The sequence below is a fragment of the Massilia sp. H6 genome, assembly GCF_024802625.1.
Taxonomy (GTDB): Bacteria; Pseudomonadota; Gammaproteobacteria; order Burkholderiales; family Burkholderiaceae_D; genus Telluria.
The window spans coordinates 1,544,670-1,562,333 of record NZ_CP103371.1 but is presented as its reverse complement, the minus strand read 5'-3'; the positions used below and the strand labels follow the sequence as shown (position 1 = coordinate 1,562,333).

Sequence of the window (17,664 nt, the reverse complement as noted above, 5' to 3'; positions counted from 1 at the left end):
CGATGCGGAGGTCAAACCCTAAGGCGATGACGGTCGAGGTCACGTTGGCATGTTGGGCGAAGACAACGGTTGGACCGAATTTCGCTTTGTTCTTTGCGATTTTTTGACAACTTGATAGCTAAGCGACATAGTGCGTTTGAGCATTGGCGAAGGGGGTACGACTGGGGGTATTATTGTTGAGCGAACGAGGAAGTTATTCGTAAGTGTCTGATTTTTCTAAGTTTAGCTGTTCTGTTCGATTCCCTCCGCCTCCACCAGGATTCAAACACAAAGCCCGCCAGGCGCAAGCCTGGCGGGCTTTGTGTTTGAATCCTGCGTTTCGGCTCCGGGAACCGTATCCTCGTCCGGTACGGACGAGGGGCGTAGCCGGGGTTTCTCGCCGCACTGCGGCGAGCCGGCGTAGCGGCCTTGCGCTTGCAAGCGCAAGGCCTCTCCGATTCGCCCATTCAGGCAATCGCGCAGCGATTGTGCCGTGCTGCCAACCGCACTCTTTGAATCCTGCGTTTCGGCTCCGGGAACCGTATCCTCGTCCGGTACGGACGAGGGGCGCAGCCGGGGTTTCTCGCCGCACTGCGGCGAGCCGGCGTAGCGGCCTTGCGCTTGCAAGCGCAAGGCCTCTCCGATTCGCCCATTCAGGCAATCGCGCAGCGATTGTGCCGTGCTGCCAACCGCACTCTTTGAATCCTGCGTTTCGGCTCCGGGAACCGTATCCTCGTCCGGTACGGACGAGGGGCGCAGCCGGGGTTTCTCGCCGCACTGCGGCGAGCCGGCGTAGCGGCCTTGCGCTTGCAAGCGCAAGGCCTCTCCGATTCGCCCATTCAGGCAATCGCGCAGCGATTGTGCCGTGCTGCCAACCGCACTCTTTGAATCCTGCGTTTCGGCTCCGGGAACCGTATCCTCGTCCGGTACGGACGAGGGGCGCAGCCGGGGTTTCTCGCCGCACTGCGGCGAGCCGGCGTAGCGGCCTTGCGCTTGCAAGCGCAAGGCCTCTCCGATTCGCCCATTCAGGCAATCGCGCAGCGATTGTGCCGTGCTGCCAACCGCACTCTTTGAATCCTGCGTTTCGGCTCCGGGAACCGTATCCTCGTCCGGTACGGACGAGGGGCGCAGCCGGGGTTTCTCGCCGCACTGCGGCGAGCCGGCGTAGCGGCCTTACGCTTGCAAGCGCAAGGCCTCCCCGATTCGCCCATTCAGGCAATCGCGCAGCGATTGTGCCGTGCTGCCAACCGCACTCACCGGCACCCGGCAGCAGCCCCCCTTTCAAACTGACTTTTGACGCCTCCGGGTGTCACTCGACAACCCACGACACGCGCAAACGCGCCCACCCGTCCCTCCCCTACATTAAGCATCTCAACCCACAGGAGGTGCGCCATGCACATCATTGGATGGATCCGCCAGGGCGACGGGGCAGCCTGCGGCGGCACCGTGGCCGAGGGCGAGCCGGCATTTGCTCACCAGGGGCGAGCGTTTGCCTTTCAGGGCGCGACGATGTCCTGCCAAAAGAACTGCATGATTGCCGAAGGGTTTGCAGGCTCGACACTCGGCAGTTCCCGCTGTCGGGTCCTGCACGGCATGAAAACCAGTGGGGGTTGCCCGCTACTGTCCACCCTCAACGGACTGGACGGTGTCAGCGCCGCATCCGGTGCGGCGCCGCCAGTGCGCTTCGTCCGGGACGACGCGGGCGAATGGGCCGGCAAGCCCAATGAAGGCTATGACCAGCATTTCCTCGTGCTTGACGAGCACACAAGCGCCCCGCTTTCGAATCGTCATTATCGGCTCAGCTGTCGTGGCCAGACGATCGAAGGAAAGACCGATGCCGAAGGCAAGACGACAAAGCTGGCAGCCGATGATCCTTCGGACGTCGTCATCGAAATCATGCCAGAGGGCTATGTTGGAATCACATCATGATTCCGGCCCCGGCCGCCTACGTCACGGCGAAAGCCGCGATGACGCTCAAAACGGACACCACGCCCGTTACGGTCAAGGTGAATAAACCACGCGGAACGATCTATTGGGGAGGTGCAGGATTAGACGGGGACTATATTGCCGATCAGGTCATTGCATTACAAGAGGTTGGCATCCAACACGTCTATGTTGGAAAACGCAGCTACGGCATGCCGGTAGACACCCTCAGAGCCGGCTTGACGGTTCGTTACAGAGATAGTCCGGTGGACGACGATTGGCATATCAATGGCATGGAGAATGGCGCGTCTTCACAGTTCAACATGATTGGTTACTCCTACGGTAGCTTGTTGGCAGCACAGACCGCGAATTTCTACGCGCACAACGGCCATATTGTCGACCATCTTGTGTTAATTGGCAGCCCTATCGACTTTCATTTCCTGGCAAACCTGCGCGAACAAAAGAACATCAAGCGAGTCATCGTAAAAGATCTGGGCGAACATGGCGACCCGATCTTTGCCGGCATGCCTCAATTGCGCATTTTTCTATCACTTATGGAGCTCAGGGCGCAAATGAAAAAAACACACGCGACCGAGGTGGGTGTTGGACACTTCTATTATGCCGGAACAAGCGCCGAGGGCGGACGCAGACGCAGAAGCCTGGCCAAAACCATCTTTGACCAGGGGCTTAGATAAATATGAATCTTGCCCTGAAAACAGTCTCAGTATTCCTGTTGTTTATCAGCTTAGGAATTCAGATATATATTCTATTCATGCTTTTTTCAGAATTGCTCATCCTGCATCACACCGGACTTGTCACTGCCCTCGGATATAGCTCGAGTCTGGTATTTTCTGTACCGACTTATTTCACCGCACTCACCCTCATCTACTACGGAAATATCACGCTCCGCATGAGGCGGGTGCATGCATGCTATTTCGGATCCCACTTGTTTATCCTGACCTGCATGTTCGCGTTTCCCGGCAATTTCGTTTAAGCGTTTCAGATTGGTTACTCCTTGCCAGCACAGTTGCATAGAACATTTCGAGATCAAAAAAATGGCGCCCGTGCATACAAGGCGCCATTCTCGGAATGATTAGAGTCGCAGCTTAGGACGTCGGCCCCGGATCAGACCCGGCCTGCTGCATCACCATCAATTCCTTCATCAGCGCATCATTGAACGCCGGAATATCTTCCGGTTTGCGGCTGGTAATGAGCTTGCCGTCCACCACGACTTCGTCATCGGTCCATTCCACGCCCGCATTGACCAGGTCATCCTTGATCGCCGCGTTGCTGGTCAGATGCTTCGACTCGGCAATGCCGGCGTCGATCAGCGGCCAGGGGCCGTGGCAAATCGCCGCGATGGTCTTGTCGGCATCGTCGAATGCCTTGATGAAGGCAATCGCCTCGGGAATCTGGCGCAGCCGCTTGGGATTTTCCTCGCCGCCCGGTAGTACCAGCGCATCGAAGTCGGCCGGGTCCGCCTGCGACAGGCTCAGCTCTACTTTGAACTGCTCGCCCGGCTGGTCGTGATTCATGCCCTGCACGCTCTCGCCTGCCTGCTTCGGCGCCACCAGGGTGACCTTGACGCCCTTTCTTTCCAGGAAACTGCGCGGTTCGGTGTATTCCACCTGCTCGACGCCGTCGGTCATCAGGATCGCCACGCGCCTTCCCTTCAGGTCCTGCTCGCTTACCAGATCGACTTCTTCACCCATATGTCCTCCTGTTTTGTTGAACGTCACCATGGGACGATTGTAGGTCGCCCAAGCGGCAGGCGTCGCGCGGATCACCCCGTGCCAGCGGCGCAGGGCGTCCTAAGGGCACCTCGAAAAACCGTCGCGAGCGGAAGCAGTCGTGGCCGAGAAGCGCAGCCGTACTGGCGTACGGTGAGCATCGCAGGCTGCGAATGCGACGCACAGCAGGTTTTTCGCGGTGCCCTTAAAGCAGATAGCACACGTCGTCACGGTCGCGGCGGGCGGCGCCCGTGTCCAGGAAGCCATCCAGGCCAAGCCGGACGTTACCGTCGAGGCGGGCACCGAGCACGTCGTCGCGGTGCAGGACGACCTGCAATTCACGATAAGGAATGTCCACCGCGAAGCGGTCGAGCACGGCGGCAATGGCGCGCGCACCACTGGCGCCGGGCAGAAAGCGCTGGTACACCGCGCCCGGCACCGGGCCGACCCGGATCCGGATGCCGAGTTCGGGCCGCGGCAGCCGGTCGCCCAGTGTCGCGCCCAGGCCGATGTCGCAATTGTTCGCGCCCAGCCTGCTGCGCTCGCCCGGGCCGAGCACATCCCAGCGGCCGGCGAACTGCTCCACCGCGACCGGCACCTGCAGATATTCGCCAAGCACGCCGGCGATCAGGCTCGCCGACACTACCCGGCTGCGCAACTGGGCGGCGAAATAGGCCAGGGTCTCGAGCGGCAGTTCGCCATCGAACGGAGCTTGCCTGCCCGCGCCGCCGAGCGCGGCGAGCTGGGCCAGGAAGCGGTCGCGCCCGTGCTCGTCGGGCCCGCCGCGCACCCGGTATTTGCACCAGGCCCGGTAGAACAAGCTGACCTGCCGGCTCGAGAACGCGTCATGGAAGGCGCGCGGGCCCTGATCGTGGGTCGCATGTTCCCACTCGCCGATGCGCTCGGTGTAGTGCAGCGGCAGCGCGCCATGCGCACCCAGCAGGCTCATGACGGCGGTGCGCAAGCGCAGCCGCGGTGCGCCGTCCGCGCCGCGCTCGCAGGCGAGCGCTTCGATCTCGCTCGCAGGAAAGACCAGCGACAGGCTGTTCTCGAAACGGATACCCGCGTCCAGCGTCGCGCCGTGGCGCCGCAGCCAGCGCACCAGCAAGTCGATCGCCTGGAACAGCTCGAAGTGCCAGGGTTCGTCGAGCAGGCGGTCGATCACACCAGCGCCAGGCTGCCGCTGCGTGGTTCGCATCGCAGAAGCTCCCTGCCGGATTGGGACGAGCGTACGCTCAGGCGCGTGAAGCTGTTGATGTGTACATACAGGCCGAAGAAGCGGCTCAACACTTCGGCGAACACCATCAGGCTGGAGCCGGCAAAGGCGTCTTCATCGATCGTGATGCGCACTTCCGTGCCGTGCACCAGCGTGGCGCCGATCTTGTTGCGGATCCAGGCCGTGGACGGCAGCGCCTGCACGGCGGTGATGCCGGCGATCTGGCGCTGGGTCGCCGCCGAGCGCGCCACGTCGTACAGGGTCAGCACCTCGCGCAAGGCGTCGAGCTCGCCCAGCGAACGGTGGTTGAGCGCGAGCTGCGCCACCAGGCGCCAGTGGGCGCCACCGGCCGCGGGAAACCGGTACGGCGGTGTCGGCTTGCGCAGCAGGTGGATCGGCAGCCCGCTGGTCGCCGTCTCGCTCATCAGGTCGCCGCCGGGTGCGCCCACCCCGGTGGTGATCGCATGCAGTCCGTTGCTGCAGGTAAGCTCGATCGAGGCGATGCATTGCTCGTCCGCCGCCAGCGAAAAGCCGGCATCGGTAAAGCCGATTTTCATGCGGTGGCGGTGCAGGCCGCGGTCGTCGCGGCGGGCGAACCAGTAGCGCTGGCGCAATTCGCCGCCTTCGCCATGGCGCAAGCCGTAGTACGGCCGGTACGGAATCGACTGCGCCACCGCCTGCCCCATGCCCTGCCCGGCGGCCGGTGTCAGGCGCAGTACGTTGACCGCATCGATGCTGTAGACCTCCACGTCTTCTTCGTGGCGCCCCGGAACGACGTCATACATGCTGGTCCGGTGCGTAATGCGCACCGGCATGGCCGCCAGCTGGAACAAGTTGACCACCGGCGTGCAGCCGGGCAGCAGGTGCGCTGCCGAGAGCGTGCCCAGCAGTCGCGCGGCGCTGCTGTCGGCGTGGGGGCCGGTGTGCAGCCCGTTCGCGACCAGGTGCAGGGTGAACCGGTGCGCCGCTGGCGGCAGCAGCGGCGCCACCTTGGCCAGGTCGATATCGATGAAATGAAATTTTTCGGGAAACGCGAAGTACTCGCTCAACAGCCGGTAGGCGCCATGCTCGCCCTGGCGTAGCAGCACCAGCGCGTCGTCGTCGCCAAAGCCGCCCAGGGCCAGTGGCATGCGTTCTAGCTGGCGCCAGGCGCCGCTGTCTTGCGCTTCAAGATAGCTGGCGCCGACCCGCATGAACAGGGTGTCGAGCAGCGCGGCGGCCAGCAGCGGGTCGGCATCGAGATACAGGCGCACGCGCGGCACGCCAAGCTGGTGCAGCAGCCGGATTGGCGCCGCGCTTTCGATCGTCAGCGCCACCTCGCCGGTGGCCCGCGCCGGCAGCCGGACATTGGCCGGCGCATGCACCACCGGCTGGTAGCGCGCACTGGCCACGCTCAGCGGCGCCAGCGTGACCGGGCTGGCGGTGCGGAAGCGGCAGGCCGTGCCCTTGCCGTGCAGGGCGCTCATCTCGGTGCCACGTGGCACGACCTGTATGCCTTCTGCCCTGGACGATGCTTGCAGTCCGGGCGCCGCGCCGATCCGCGCGATCGCGCAAGAGGGTATGCCTTGCAAGAAAAAGGGATACAGGCTGCCAAGCAGGGCTTCGGTGAACTCGGGATAGTCGTCGTCGAGCTTTTTCGACGTGCGTGCATTGAGCAACGCGCAGGCCTGGATCAGGCGGCGGATGTGCGGGTCTTCGCTGCCTTCCGCACCCATGCCCAGCTCGCCTGCCAGGCGCGGGTACTGGCTCGCCAGCTCACGGCCTACCGTGTTCAGGTAGACCAGTTCACGCTCGTAATACGGCAGCAGTTCTTCCATGGCGCCCTCCTGTCGAGACAGGGTTAAGGTCGTGCAAGTTTGCGCCCAGGATCTTGCGTACGCGCAAAAACACCTAAGCAAACAATTCTGCACAGTGGGCAGGACCCAACCGCGCGTCTTGTGATTTAGAGCGCCTAACAAAACCTCTCGACAAACCGCCAACAGATGAGCGAGCAAGCAAGCGACAGGAATGCCTGATGGATGTCTGCTCGCCGCTCGTACCGGATGCGCAATCTGCGGAAGCGGTGTAGCCAACCCAACGTTCGCTCGACGACCCAACGCCATCGTCCAAGCCTTTCGCGCGACTCTACACCGTAGCGCGCAATACGAGCGCCGATGCCCCGACTGCGCAGCCAAGCCCGATGGGCTCTCGAAGCGTACGCTCGGTCAGCATGCAACTTGCCTGGACGTTTGCGGGCACGGCCAGACCACCCTTTCACTGCTGGGATCGACTCTACCAACCGGATGAGGAATCGAGAGTCGTGCACCTGCGCGCCCGAGATCTGGGCCACTAGGGGAAGCCCACGCTCATCCACCAGCAAATGGTGTTTGCAGCCGAGTTTGCCGCGATCGGTTGGGTTTCGGCCCGTGTCCTCGCCTCCAGCAGGTGCCGGTAAGCTTGCAGCGTCAACGCAAGCTCGCTCCCACATGATCTGGTCGTGCTCTCGCAGCCGTCGAAGAATCGCCTCGTGGACGCGCTGCCAAACGCCGGCTCGCATCTATTCGTGAAGTCGACGCCAGTATTTCTTGCCACTGCCGCAGCCGAGTTCGCGCGGCAGGTACTCCCACGGTATTCCAGTCTTGAGAACAAACAGGATTCCGGTCAGGGCCGCGCGATCATCGATGCGCGGGCGGCCGCCTTTCGGCGATGGGCGATCGGTTGGAAGATGAGCTGCTATAAGGGACCATAGGTCTTCGGGAAGAAGTGCACGGGCCATGGCATCAGTTCGTCTACGAATACGGACGCCATATTAGTCCCCTGACTGGACCAGCGTACGTCCGCTATCGACCCATTGCAGACGTCCAGCTCAAGCCTAGAGCTGGCGCCTGCTAGACTTTTTCGGGCTTTGCGATGAGAACCCATGGAATAGCAAACGGACCTGTCAGAGCGACCGTGATGTCCCTTAAAACAGTTCTTTTCAGAAGGCGTCGTTTAGCGATCAGGTGGCAAGCCACTCCAGAGAGCACCCAAATCAAAGCTGGTATGTATGTAGACACGATGAACTCCAGATAGTAGTTGCGTCGAATATAACCGATGACGGCATGCTTAAGTTAGCAACGCAATTCGGAATCGACCGTTGCCCTGACCGTCCGCTCATGGCCGAACCCGGCCGTTCGGTTCAGCATAGCACTATGTCAGGCTGGAAAAGTAACGGACGGTCACGACCGACCGGAATCGACCCGAAGCGGTTATTCAGTCGGCGTGGCTGCGTCTTCTAGATCGTTGTAAAACGCCGGGTACGCATCCCATGAAGCGTAGTAGCAGACAAATTCAGCCTTTGTTTCTCTAGAGCTGCGCTTTTGGCTGATCATTTCAAGCAGTTCTGTCACGCCGTCCGTCTCAAGGAAATAGGCATAGCCTTCCTGCGTTACGTGCGGCGGAATCGAAAAGTCGTCCGCGAACTGAACGATCATTGCTTCACTGCTCTGGTGAAATGGCGCCCGTGCGCATATGACAGAGTCTTCTGGCATCTGAGCCGACAGGAAAATCGCATCGATCAATTTCATGGGGACGAGTTGAGAACGTCGTTTAAATTTCTGGCTATGACCGCTTCTGGCCGAATGCGGACCTATTGTAGCGTCCGCTAACGACCCAAAGCGGACTGTGGGAATTGCTGGGCAGTCGACTCAATCTTCCCGCTAAACCGGTGTGCTACGGGCCGGCGCGGCCGGGTTGAGCGCAATGTTCGTCTGCGTTGCTGAAATAACTTCCTTAGTCGCTTCTAAACACTTAGCAGCGACACCAGCCAGTAAATTGGTCTTTTCTTCTCCATACAGTGCCAATTTCGGATTCAGGCGGAGTTTTATTGCCGCAGCATATAGGTGCGACTCATAAAAGCACCGACCGAGTAGCCAAATTAGACGGACCCTAAAAATAGCTTCTTTCGGCAGATGATTCCAGAACCGTTCGGGCAGTTTGATGCCATCGCCCAATTGCTCTTCTATTTTCGTCATGCGGCCATCAATAAGCAAGTCCAATTTGCCGCGGACAGAATTTATGTCCCAAGAGTGAGACGTGTCATTGCGAATTTTTCGAAGTCTGTCGAGTTCTTCAAGAATGTCAGCACTGATCCAGTTGAACGCATATGCGACCTGTATCCGCTGAGAAAACCGCGACAAACTACCGTATCCAGAAAGCATGGAAGATCGACCGCCGGGGACTCCGCAAGGGATTTCTCTTTTGAACATTTCTTCAAGCTGTTCGTCGGAGAATGAGCATGCAATTACAGGGAGAAACCTAACGTCCTCAACGACAATCAGGCTAAGTATCCCGTTGAGCTTTGACGTGTCGTAGTAAGTTCTATTAGATTTACTGACGAATCGCTCGGCTGCGCTCTTTTCGAAAGCCAAGGTGTAGTTGCGGAAAACTTGCAAGCCATTTTTCTCGACGTGAGTGAGATTTAACGCTGCGATATCAGGGTCCCAAGAATCAGCCATCTACGCTCCAGGTAAAATTTTTACACAAAAGATAGTCTGCTTCTGGCCGATTGCAGACCTTCGTTCAAATGACACGTGCTACCCAAGCGATTAGCAGAGCGCCAGGCACCAACAAGGCTTGCGCGAGGACTGTCCCCGCCAGGCGACTTCCAACCAGCCAGACGATCGCTTTCCTGAACTGGGACTCTGTAACTTTGCCTTCAAGTACGTCGTCAGTCATCCCGGACATATGGGGATCGATAAATATGGCCATCATAATCGTTGCGCCGCCATTAATGATTGAAGACAGGGTACTCGACGTTACCCTCACCGAAGGATCGAGGACGCCTGCATAGAGCGAGGCGAAAACGCCGACAGTCCAGAGCCCGGTCGCCACAACGTTGAGTATGGTGATCCTGATCGATACGCCGTGGCCTGAACGAATGTCGGTCATGTTCTTTGCAGCTGGGACGCTGGCGACATCCTTCACGTATGACAGCCCGCCTTTAAAGAACCCGTGCAGGATCAGCTTGGGGACAGAACGGTGGACCTGAAAATGCAGCACCGCGCGGCAAAACACTCGCTGAAATGTTGGGATCAGAAATGCGCCTGCAATGGTTGCAAGGCTGGCGGAAACAAGGAGCCAACGGAAATCGTCGAGAAGCACACCGTGCGTCACGCTATCGAGATTGGTCTCCACTCGCTTTGCCAAAAAAGGACCAAGGAAAGAATTTGAGGTTCGTGAGACAAGAACCAGGATGCTGAACAGGGCAAAAGAGACAGCGATCCGTCTCGTACGCACCCCTGCAATCCGGACCGAATATGCAAGGGTACCTATGAGGTGGATCACAAACGTAAGAAAACAGATTAGGAGGAGCTGTGCATCCACGAGGCAGTCTCAGTTGGAACCGAAGCAGGCTGCTGCGGATAATTTGCAATCTTATCACCATGCTTGCTACGAGGTATGCAGCAGCGTCAAGGTAGTTGCTATCTACCCGCTGGTGTTAACTTTAAACGTCCGCTTGTGGCCGAACCCGGCCGTTCGGTTCAGCATAGCACTATGTCAGGCTGGAAAAGTAACGGACGGTCACGACCGACCGGAATCGACCCGAAGCGGTTATTCAGTCGGCGTGGCTGCGTCTTCTAGATCGTTGTAAAACGCCGGGTACGCATCCCATGAAGCGTAGTAGCAGACAAATTCAGCCTTTGTTTCTCTAGAGCTGCGCTTTTGGCTGATCATTTCAAGCAGTTCTGTCACGCCGTCCGTCTCAAGGAAATAGGCATAGCCTTCCTGCGTTACGTGCGGCGGAATCGAAAAGTCGTCCGCGAACTGAACGATCATTGCTTCACTGCTCTGGTGAAATGGCGCCCGTGCGCATATGACAGAGTCTTCTGGCATCTGAGCCGACAGGAAAATCGCATCGATCAATTTCATGGGGACGAGTTGAGAACGTCGTTTAAATTTCTGGCTATGACCGCTTCTGGCCGAAAGCGGACGGTTGGCACGGCTCAGTGTACTCGGCTGTTGCCTGCTGAGCAACTAGAGGGTTTTGTTAGGCGCTCTTAGTCAGTAAAATGGCGGGCTGTTCCTATCTGTCGCCTGCCCATGTCCACCGCCACCTCCGCCGCCACGGCCACCTCGCCAGTCCGCACCGAAATTGCCACGCTCTGGCGCCTGACCTGGCCCATGCTGGTGGGTCAGCTGGCCACCGTGGGCATGGGGGTGGCCGATGTGGCCATGACCGGGCATGTCAGCGCCGAAGAGCTGGCCGCGGTGTCGCTCGGCACCTCGGTATGGACCATCGTGCTGGTCACCGTGATGGGCACGATGATGGCGATTAACACCGTCGTGGCGCACGAGATCGGCGCGGCACGCTTCGACCAGATTCCGCATTCGGTGCGCCAGTCCCTGTGGAAGGGCGTGCTCGTGGGCCTGGTGGCCTGCCTGTTCGCGAATGTGTGTACCTTGCTGTTCGACCATGTCGGGCTGGACCAGCCGGTTGCCGACCGGGCGGCGCTGTTCCTGCACGTGATCAGCCTCGGCATGCCGGCCTTTGCCTGCTTCCGGGCCCTGTATGGCTATACCACCAGCATCAACCAGACCATCCCCATCATGTGGATCGCGATCTTCGGCCTGCTGTTCAACGTGGGCTCGAACTGGCTGCTGGTGTACGGCAATTGGGGCTTCCCGGCGCTGGGCGCGGTCGGCTGCGCGGTATCGACGGCGGTGGGCATGTGGCTGATGCTCGCCGCGATGGTGTTCTGGATTCGCGCGTCGCCGGTCTACCGCATGACCACGCCTTTCACCGGCTGGGAAGGCCCGGACTGGCGCGCGATCGGCCAGATGCTGCGCATCGGCCTGCCGATCGGCGTTACCTATTTCGCCGAAGTCAGCGCTTTTGGACTCATCAGCCTGCTGGTGGCGCGTTTCGGCGTGGTGGCAGTGTCGTCCCACCAGATTGCGCTGAACTTCGCCTCGCTGATGTTCATGGTGCCGCTGAGCCTATCGATCGGCATGATGACGCGCGTCGGCCAGGCGATGGGCGAAGGCCAGCCCGAGCGCGCGCGCTTTGCCGGTTGGGTCGGGATCGGGATGTCGGTCGCGTTCGGCGCGCTGTCGGCGCTGTGCATCGCCGTGTTCCGCTGGGAGATTGCGGCCGCCTATACCTCCGACCCGGCGGTGCAGGCCGCCTGTGCCCACCTGCTGCTGTTCGCGGCGCTGTTCCAGCTCTCCGATGCGGTCCAGGTCGCAACCGCCTCGGCCATTCGCGGCTACCAGGTGACACGCCCGCCGATGCTCATCCAGCTGGTCGCCTTCTGGGGCATATCGCTGCCGCTCGGCTATATCCTGGGTCTGGCGCCGGCATGGTTTGCGTGGGCCCCGAGCGCGCCAATGGAAGCCACTGGTTTTTGGATCGGCCTGGTCGTGGCCTTGACGGTGGCGGCCGTGCTCCTGACCTGGTCGTTCGAGAAACTGGCGCGCCAGCGCATCCGCGCCGCGCCGCTCGCGCCAGTAGCGGCAACCGGGAAAGTGCCGACGTAATTACAGCTTTTCAAGAGGGACTCTGGTATCGTTCCGCCGTTGTTGCTGATTAACTTCTACCAGAGACATTTCATGCGCCCTCTCCTGCTCCTCCTGACCGCTTGCGCGGCCACCTTCGCGGCCGTTCCGGCCTCGGCCGAACGCCTGACGCTGGACCGCATCTACGGCGACACCGCCCTGGCCGGTCCCGGCGTGAAGAACCTGCGCGTGTCGCCGGACGGCGAACGCGTTACTTTCCTGCGCGGCCGTGCCGACAACCAGCACCAGCAGGACCTGTGGGAATACAACATGAAGACCAAGACCACCCAGCGTCTGGTCGATTCCAAGCGCCTGGTGCCGAACGAAGAACTGTCGCTGGAAGAAAAGGCAAGGCGCGAGCGCGCGCGTACCGCCGGCCTGTCGGGCATCCTGACCTATCACTGGTCGCCCGACGGCAAGAAGCTGCTGGTGCCGATCGCCGGTGACCTCTACCTGGTCGATGCCGCCCGGCCGGACGCGCCGCGCAAGGTGGCGTCGGGCAATGTAATCGATCCCAAGATTTCGCCGAAGGGCCGCTACGTCTCCTTCGTGCGCAACCAGAACCTGGTCGTGATCGATTTGCAGACCGGCGCCGAGCGCCAGCTGACCCACGACGGCAAAGGCACGATCCACAACGGCGAGGCCGAGTTCGTCGCACAAGAAGAAATGGACCAGCACACCGGTTACTACTGGGCGCCGGACGATTCCGCCATTGCCTATCGGCGCTACGACGAAGCCCCGGTGCCGGTGGTGCGCCGCTTCGAGATCTTTGCCGACCGCACCGAAGTGATCGACCAGCACTACCCCGCCGCCGGCGACCCGAACGTGTTGATCGAACTGATGATCGTCGACCCGGCTACCGGCCAGCAGCGCAAGGTCGACCTGGGTCCCGACAAGGACATCTACCTGGTCCGCGCCGATTTCAGCGCCGACGCCAAGACCCTGGTGTACCAGCGCCAGAGTCGCGACCAGAAGCGCCTCGACCTGGTTGCCGTGGACGTCGATACCCTGGCCCAGCGTCCGCTGCTGAGCGAAACTTCGCCTACCTGGGTCGAGATCCACAACGACCTGCGCTTCCTGAAGCAGAAGAAGGCCTTCATCTGGGCCTCCGAGCGCAGCGGCCGCAAGCATCTCTACCTGATCGGCCTGGACGGCAAGCTGCAGTATCCGTTGTCGAAGGGCGAATGGGGCGTGGACAACATCCTGGCGGTCGACGAAGCAGCCGGCAAGCTCTACATCTCGTCGGGCAAGGACGCCATGATCGACAAGCAGACCTATGCACTCAAGCTCGACGGCAGCAATGCCGGCGCGCCGACCCGCATTACCAGTGGCGACGGCTGGCACGAAGCGGCATTCTCGGGCAACGGCAAGATTTTCGTCGATACCTATTCGAGCCCGACGACACCGCCGCAGGTGTCGATTCGCCGCGCCGACGGCAGCATGGTGGAATGGCTCGAAAAGAACGAACTCAACGCAAGCCACCCTTATGGCAAGCACATGGCCGAGCACCTGCCGACCGAATACGGCACGCTCAAGGCCAAGGATGGCCAGGTGCTGCACTACTCGATCATCAAGCCGTCGAATTTCGACGCGACCAAGCGCTACCCGGTCTTCCTGTTCACGTATGGCGGTCCGCACTCGCAGCGCGTCACCCGCACCTGGGGCAATTATTTTGACCAGTACATGGCGCAACAGGGCTTCGTGGTGTTCCGCCTCGACAACCGCGGCTCGGGCCGCCGCGAACGCGCCTTTACCGACGCCCTCTACAACAACCTGGGCAAGGTCGAAGTCGAAGACCAGCTGGCCGGCATCGACTGGCTTGCGAAGCAGAGCTTTGTCGATCCGAAGCGGGTGGGCGTGTTTGGCTGGAGCTATGGCGGCTACATGACGCTGCGCCTGCTGGCGGCGGCATCAAGCAAGATCGCGATGGGCGTGTCGGTTGCGCCGGTGACCGACTGGGCACTGTACGACACCCACTATACCGAGCGCTATGTGGGTGGCACCCCGAAGTCCGATCCGCAAGCCTACCAGCGCAGTGGCGTATTCGCGCATCTTGATGGCATGACTTCGCCGCTGCTGCTGGTCCATGGCATGGCGGACGACAATGTTCTGTTTACCAACACCACCCGCCTGATCGACGAACTGGTCAAGCGCAACGTGCAGTTCGACCTGATGACCTATCCAGGCGCCAAGCACGGCATCTCGGGCAAGGTCAACCAGCGCCACGTGTACGGGATGATCGAAGCCTTCTTCAAGAAACACCTGGGTGGGGTGCAGGCAAACTAGGACCGGCTGCTACCCCAAGCGCTGGCCGCAGCCATGTAAATAACAACAGCCGCCCTGGGGCGGCTGTTGCACATCGCTGGATCAGCGATTATGGACGGTGGGTCGTCGTGGTGGTGGTGGTGGTGCGGGTATCGGTCGCATCGTCCAGCGCTTCTTTCACATCGCCCAGCTTCTTCTGGGTCTTGCCTTCGACCTGGGTCGCCAGGCCCTTGGCTTCTTGCTCAGGGCTATCGATTGCATCGCCGAATTCTTCCTGAATCTTGCCGCCGATGTCTTTCATTTTGCCTTCAACTTGGTCTTTGTTCATGGTCTTCTCCTAAGAAAACATGTCCGGATGGCCATGTGTTGAGTCCAGAATAAGTTAGTTGCCTGTGTCCTTCTGTACGCGTTCGCACATAGCGCGCGAGTGTGCCCCGGCGCGCGATATTGCTTGATAAATGCTAATCTTTTATCAACGCGGCGCGCCCGCTCACGGACCGATAACCATGAACGACCCACAAGACAATCTTGCCGCTGACCTGCCCCAGTCCCAGGCCCAGACCCAGCCCCAGGCCCAGTCCCAGGCCCGCGTGGCACGCCGCGCCACCATGATCAGCGGCATTGCCGTGTTGTTCGGCGCCGGCGTGGCCGCGGTGGTGCTGGCAGCCGATGCGCTGCTGCTGGTATTTGCCTGCATCCTGTGCGCCATCCTGTTCTACAAGCTCAGCGACATCGTGGGGCGCAGGCTGCGTATCAATCGCAAGCTCGCGCTGGCGCTGGTGGTCGCCCTGCTGTGCACGATCATTGGCGTGGGCGGCTGGGCCATGGCGCCGCAGATTGCCGAACAGTCCGGCCAGTTGGCGAAAGAAATCCCGGCCGCCGTCGAGCGCCTGCAAAGCGAAGTCCAGCAGCACCCGATCTTGAGGCGCATCGTGGCCGAGCTGCCGCCTCCCGAGCAGGTCGTCAAGCAGATGGGCGCTTTGGTCCCCAACGCCGGCCTGTTCTTCGGCGGCGTTATCGGGACGCTGGGCAATATCATCATTATCCTGTTCGTCGGCATTTATTTCGCCACCTCGCCGCAGCTCTACACCAACGGGCTGGTGCGGCTGGTGCCGCAAAGCCAGCGTCCGCGCGCACGCGAAGTGCAGCGCGAACTGGGGCAAACCTTGTCCAGCTGGCTGCTGGGCAAGGCAGCGTCCATGCTGATCGTGGGCATCGTGACTTCAGTCGGCCTGAGCCTGCTGGGAGTACCGCTGGCGCTGGTGCTGGGCATCATCGCGGGCCTGCTCGACTTTATTCCCTACCTCGGCCCGATCATGGCTGGCATCCCGGCCGTGCTGCTGGCGCTGTCGATCAGCCCTGACCTGGCGCTGTACACGCTACTGCTGTTCGTCGGCATCCAGATGATCGAAGGCTATGTGCTGCAGCCGCTGATCGAAGCGAAGGCGGTCGACCTGCCGCCGGCACTGGTGATCGTCATGCAATTGGTATTCGGCACCCTGTTCGGCTTTGCGGGCGTGGCCCTGGCAACGCCGCTGGCCGCTGGCCTGGCGGTGCTGGTCAAGATGCTCTACATCGAGGATGTACTGGGAGACCGAAGCATGCTTGATCACACGCAGGGCTGATTGCGGCGGCCCACGAAAAAGCCGCGCGGTGCGCGGCTTTTTCGTAGCAACAATCAATGCGTGTCAGCGGTTGCCCTTGATGCTTTCTTTCACATCGCCGGCCTTCTCTTGCACCTTGCCTTCGGCCTGGTTGGACATGCCTTCGCGCTGCTGCTGGCGGTTGCCAGTGACTTCGCCGGTTTTTTCCTGAATCTTGCCGCCGACGTCTTTGGCCTTGCCCTTGATCTGGTCTTCGTTCATTGCAATCACCTCGTGTGCTTGTGAATGAAGTTCTACCTTAGGCGCAAACACGGCATCGCTCCGTTCGCCATTTAACACTTCGGCTTGCGCCATACGCTGGCCAGCCAGGGTTGCTGCTCGCGCGGTAGGCCTGGCGGGCGATAGTAATGATGCAGGGCAACGAAGCCGGCAGCGCTCAGGTAGCGCTCCCAGGCAGGATAGTCGTAATAACTGCCATAGCGCGGACCGTTCCAGCCTTCCTGGTTGTCGCCGCGCGGATTCGAGCTGAACAGGACGCCACCGGGTTTCAGCGCGCCATGAAGCTGTGCCAGCACCGCCGGTAGTGCGGCGCTCGGTACATGGAACAGCGAGGCATTGGCATAAATTCCGTCGAACGTGTCCGCGGGCAGGTCAAGGTGCAGGAAATCCTGGCACCAGACCTCGCAACCGCTGTAGTCGCGCGCCATCTCGGCGAAGCGTTCGCTGCCGTCCAGGCCGATGGCTTTGTGACCAAGCATGGTGAAGGTCTTGAGGTCGCGGCCAGGACCGCAGCCGAGATCGAGGAGCGTCAATGGCGCCGGTGCCTCGATCGCGCCCAGCAGCGCATCGATGTTCTGACGCACGTCATGGTCGATGGTGCCGGCGAAAAAGGATTCGGCATTAAGGTTGTAATGCTCGAGCGTGCGGTGAGAGATGTCGTCGGGGGTCATGGGCGTGCCTGGGAGTGATGCCGTATTATCGCCGAAAAAAATATGTCGATTATTTTGTCCGTAACCCTAAAGTTCCGGAATACGCATCCGTAAATGGGAAGACAGCCGGCAATCCAGCCGCTGCAGCCTGCCTTGGTGCTCATATGAAATCGAACGACGTTCTCTCGATGTACGACAAACTCGCTGGCGTAAGCGGCCAGATGAAGAGCGCGGCACAGGCGGGCGACTGGACAGCTTTCGATACCTTGAACGTGCAGGCAAGCGTCACTGCCGCTGCTGCCCTGTGCGGCGTGCCGGCGCTGGAAGGCGCCCAGCGCCAGCGCAAGATCGACTTGATCAAGCAGCTGATGGCCAACGACCGCGCGATCCGCGACGTCACCGAACCGTGGATGGGCCAGCTGGACCGCGCCCTGTGCGCGCACTGATTCGCCAGCAATTCGGACAAAGGCACCTGCGGGTGCCTTTGTTATTGCGGGCAAGAC

At 60.7% G+C, this 17,664-nt stretch carries 17 protein-coding genes and 1 pseudogene; 6 read left to right on the top strand and 12 right to left on the bottom strand.

What is annotated here, in order from left to right; genetic code table 11:
* Positions 1 to 261: 261 nt before the first annotated feature.
* Positions 262 to 984, bottom strand: a complete 723-nt coding sequence (locus tag NRS07_RS06960; protein ID WP_259212082.1) for a hypothetical protein — start codon at positions 982 to 984, stop codon at positions 262 to 264.
* A 387-nt stretch (positions 985 to 1,371) separates the two neighbouring features.
* Between NRS07_RS06960 and NRS07_RS06955 the strand changes: the two genes are divergently transcribed.
* On the top strand, positions 1,372 to 1,908 hold the full coding sequence (locus NRS07_RS06955) for a PAAR domain-containing protein (protein WP_259212080.1): 537 nt from the start codon (positions 1,372 to 1,374) through the stop codon (positions 1,906 to 1,908).
* On the top strand, positions 1,905 to 2,597 hold the full coding sequence (locus tag NRS07_RS06950) for an alpha/beta hydrolase (protein ID WP_259212079.1): 693 nt from the start codon (positions 1,905 to 1,907) through the stop codon (positions 2,595 to 2,597). The genes NRS07_RS06955 and NRS07_RS06950 overlap by 4 nt, the downstream gene beginning before the upstream one ends.
* Positions 2,598 to 3,008: 411 nt before the next feature.
* Here NRS07_RS06950 and NRS07_RS06945 read toward each other — a convergent pair whose 3' ends face one another.
* From NRS07_RS06945 to NRS07_RS06910, 8 genes and pseudogenes are all read right to left on the bottom strand, one after another.
* Positions 3,009 to 3,614 carry a type 1 glutamine amidotransferase domain-containing protein gene (locus NRS07_RS06945; RefSeq protein ID WP_259212077.1) on the bottom strand — a complete coding sequence of 202 codons (606 nt, stop codon included), beginning with the start codon at positions 3,612 to 3,614 and terminating at the stop codon, positions 3,009 to 3,011.
* A gap of 223 nt (positions 3,615 to 3,837) precedes the next feature.
* Positions 3,838 to 4,830 (bottom strand): type VI secretion system baseplate subunit TssG, encoded by a 993-nt coding sequence (gene tssG, locus NRS07_RS06940; protein WP_259212074.1) that lies wholly within the window; start codon positions 4,828 to 4,830, stop codon positions 3,838 to 3,840.
* The gene (gene tssF / locus NRS07_RS06935) at positions 4,794 to 6,665 is read right to left on the bottom strand and encodes a type VI secretion system baseplate subunit TssF (RefSeq protein WP_259212073.1); all 1,872 of its coding nucleotides are present in this window, start codon (positions 6,663 to 6,665) and stop codon (positions 4,794 to 4,796) included. The genes tssG and tssF overlap by 37 nt, the downstream gene beginning before the upstream one ends.
* Before the next feature lie 134 nt (positions 6,666 to 6,799).
* Positions 6,800 to 7,603, bottom strand: a pseudogene (locus tag NRS07_RS06930) (IS5 family transposase).
* A 472-nt stretch (positions 7,604 to 8,075) separates the two neighbouring features.
* Positions 8,076 to 8,393, bottom strand: coding sequence for a hypothetical protein (locus tag NRS07_RS06925; protein ID WP_259212069.1), 318 nt, complete (start codon positions 8,391 to 8,393; stop codon positions 8,076 to 8,078).
* Positions 8,394 to 8,525: 132 nt separating this feature from the next.
* Entirely contained in the window at positions 8,526 to 9,323 is a 798-nt protein-coding gene (locus NRS07_RS06920) for a hypothetical protein (RefSeq protein WP_259212071.1), read from the bottom strand.
* A gap of 64 nt (positions 9,324 to 9,387) precedes the next feature.
* Positions 9,388 to 10,191 carry a lipid II flippase Amj family protein gene (locus NRS07_RS06915; protein WP_259212070.1) on the bottom strand — a complete coding sequence of 268 codons (804 nt, stop codon included), beginning with the start codon at positions 10,189 to 10,191 and terminating at the stop codon, positions 9,388 to 9,390.
* Between the two features lie 228 nt (positions 10,192 to 10,419).
* Positions 10,420 to 10,737, bottom strand: a complete 318-nt coding sequence (locus NRS07_RS06910) for a hypothetical protein (RefSeq protein WP_259212069.1) — start codon at positions 10,735 to 10,737, stop codon at positions 10,420 to 10,422.
* 171 nt (positions 10,738 to 10,908) lie between these two features.
* On the opposite strand from NRS07_RS06910, the gene NRS07_RS06905 reads away from it, so the two are divergent.
* Both NRS07_RS06905 and NRS07_RS06900 read left to right on the top strand, forming a co-directional pair.
* Positions 10,909 to 12,345, top strand: a complete 1,437-nt coding sequence (locus NRS07_RS06905; protein ID WP_259212068.1) for an MATE family efflux transporter — start codon at positions 10,909 to 10,911, stop codon at positions 12,343 to 12,345.
* A gap of 72 nt (positions 12,346 to 12,417) precedes the next feature.
* A complete protein-coding gene (locus NRS07_RS06900; RefSeq protein ID WP_259212067.1) occupies positions 12,418 to 14,649 on the top strand; it encodes a S9 family peptidase in 2,232 nt (743 codons plus the stop codon).
* Between the two features lie 88 nt (positions 14,650 to 14,737).
* Here the strand turns inward: NRS07_RS06900 and NRS07_RS06895 are convergent, their stop codons facing one another.
* Positions 14,738 to 14,956, bottom strand: coding sequence for a CsbD family protein (locus NRS07_RS06895; RefSeq protein ID WP_259212066.1), 219 nt, complete (start codon positions 14,954 to 14,956; stop codon positions 14,738 to 14,740).
* Positions 14,957 to 15,134: 178 nt separating this feature from the next.
* Between NRS07_RS06895 and NRS07_RS06890 the strand changes: the two genes are divergently transcribed.
* The gene (locus tag NRS07_RS06890; RefSeq protein WP_259212065.1) at positions 15,135 to 16,253 is read left to right on the top strand and encodes an AI-2E family transporter; all 1,119 of its coding nucleotides are present in this window, start codon (positions 15,135 to 15,137) and stop codon (positions 16,251 to 16,253) included.
* 63 nt (positions 16,254 to 16,316) lie between these two features.
* On the opposite strand, the gene NRS07_RS06885 is transcribed toward NRS07_RS06890, so the two are convergent.
* Both NRS07_RS06885 and NRS07_RS06880 read right to left on the bottom strand, forming a co-directional pair.
* Positions 16,317 to 16,493 carry a CsbD family protein gene (locus NRS07_RS06885; RefSeq protein WP_259212064.1) on the bottom strand — a complete coding sequence of 59 codons (177 nt, stop codon included), beginning with the start codon at positions 16,491 to 16,493 and terminating at the stop codon, positions 16,317 to 16,319.
* Positions 16,494 to 16,564: 71 nt separating this feature from the next.
* Positions 16,565 to 17,182: a bifunctional 2-polyprenyl-6-hydroxyphenol methylase/3-demethylubiquinol 3-O-methyltransferase UbiG gene (locus tag NRS07_RS06880; RefSeq protein ID WP_259212062.1), complete on the bottom strand. Its 618-nt coding sequence runs from the start codon at positions 17,180 to 17,182 to the stop codon at positions 16,565 to 16,567.
* A 143-nt stretch (positions 17,183 to 17,325) separates the two neighbouring features.
* On the opposite strand from NRS07_RS06880, the gene NRS07_RS06875 reads away from it, so the two are divergent.
* Positions 17,326 to 17,607, top strand: a complete 282-nt coding sequence (locus NRS07_RS06875) for a flagellar protein FliT (protein WP_259212060.1) — start codon at positions 17,326 to 17,328, stop codon at positions 17,605 to 17,607.
* The last annotated feature ends 57 nt before the right edge of the window (positions 17,608 to 17,664 follow it).

Coding starts and splice junctions, on each gene's coding strand:
- NRS07_RS06880 (WP_259212062.1), bottom strand. CDS start 17,182: ATGACCCCCGACGACATCTCTCACCGCACGCTCGAGCATTACAACCTT.
- NRS07_RS06925 (WP_259212069.1), bottom strand. CDS start 8,393: ATGAAATTGATCGATGCGATTTTCCTGTCGGCTCAGATGCCAGAAGAC.
- NRS07_RS06875 (WP_259212060.1), top strand. CDS start 17,326: ATGAAATCGAACGACGTTCTCTCGATGTACGACAAACTCGCTGGCGTA.
- tssF (WP_259212073.1), bottom strand. CDS start 6,665: ATGGAAGAACTGCTGCCGTATTACGAGCGTGAACTGGTCTACCTGAAC.
- NRS07_RS06900 (WP_259212067.1), top strand. CDS start 12,418: ATGCGCCCTCTCCTGCTCCTCCTGACCGCTTGCGCGGCCACCTTCGCG.
- NRS07_RS06920 (WP_259212071.1), bottom strand. CDS start 9,323: ATGGCTGATTCTTGGGACCCTGATATCGCAGCGTTAAATCTCACTCAC.
- NRS07_RS06950 (WP_259212079.1), top strand. CDS start 1,905: ATGATTCCGGCCCCGGCCGCCTACGTCACGGCGAAAGCCGCGATGACG.
- NRS07_RS06885 (WP_259212064.1), bottom strand. CDS start 16,493: ATGAACGAAGACCAGATCAAGGGCAAGGCCAAAGACGTCGGCGGCAAG.
- NRS07_RS06890 (WP_259212065.1), top strand. CDS start 15,135: ATGAACGACCCACAAGACAATCTTGCCGCTGACCTGCCCCAGTCCCAG.
- NRS07_RS06955 (WP_259212080.1), top strand. CDS start 1,372: ATGCACATCATTGGATGGATCCGCCAGGGCGACGGGGCAGCCTGCGGC.
- NRS07_RS06910 (WP_259212069.1), bottom strand. CDS start 10,737: ATGAAATTGATCGATGCGATTTTCCTGTCGGCTCAGATGCCAGAAGAC.
- NRS07_RS06895 (WP_259212066.1), bottom strand. CDS start 14,956: ATGAACAAAGACCAAGTTGAAGGCAAAATGAAAGACATCGGCGGCAAG.
- tssG (WP_259212074.1), bottom strand. CDS start 4,830: ATGCGAACCACGCAGCGGCAGCCTGGCGCTGGTGTGATCGACCGCCTG.
- NRS07_RS06945 (WP_259212077.1), bottom strand. CDS start 3,614: ATGGGTGAAGAAGTCGATCTGGTAAGCGAGCAGGACCTGAAGGGAAGG.
- NRS07_RS06905 (WP_259212068.1), top strand. CDS start 10,909: ATGTCCACCGCCACCTCCGCCGCCACGGCCACCTCGCCAGTCCGCACC.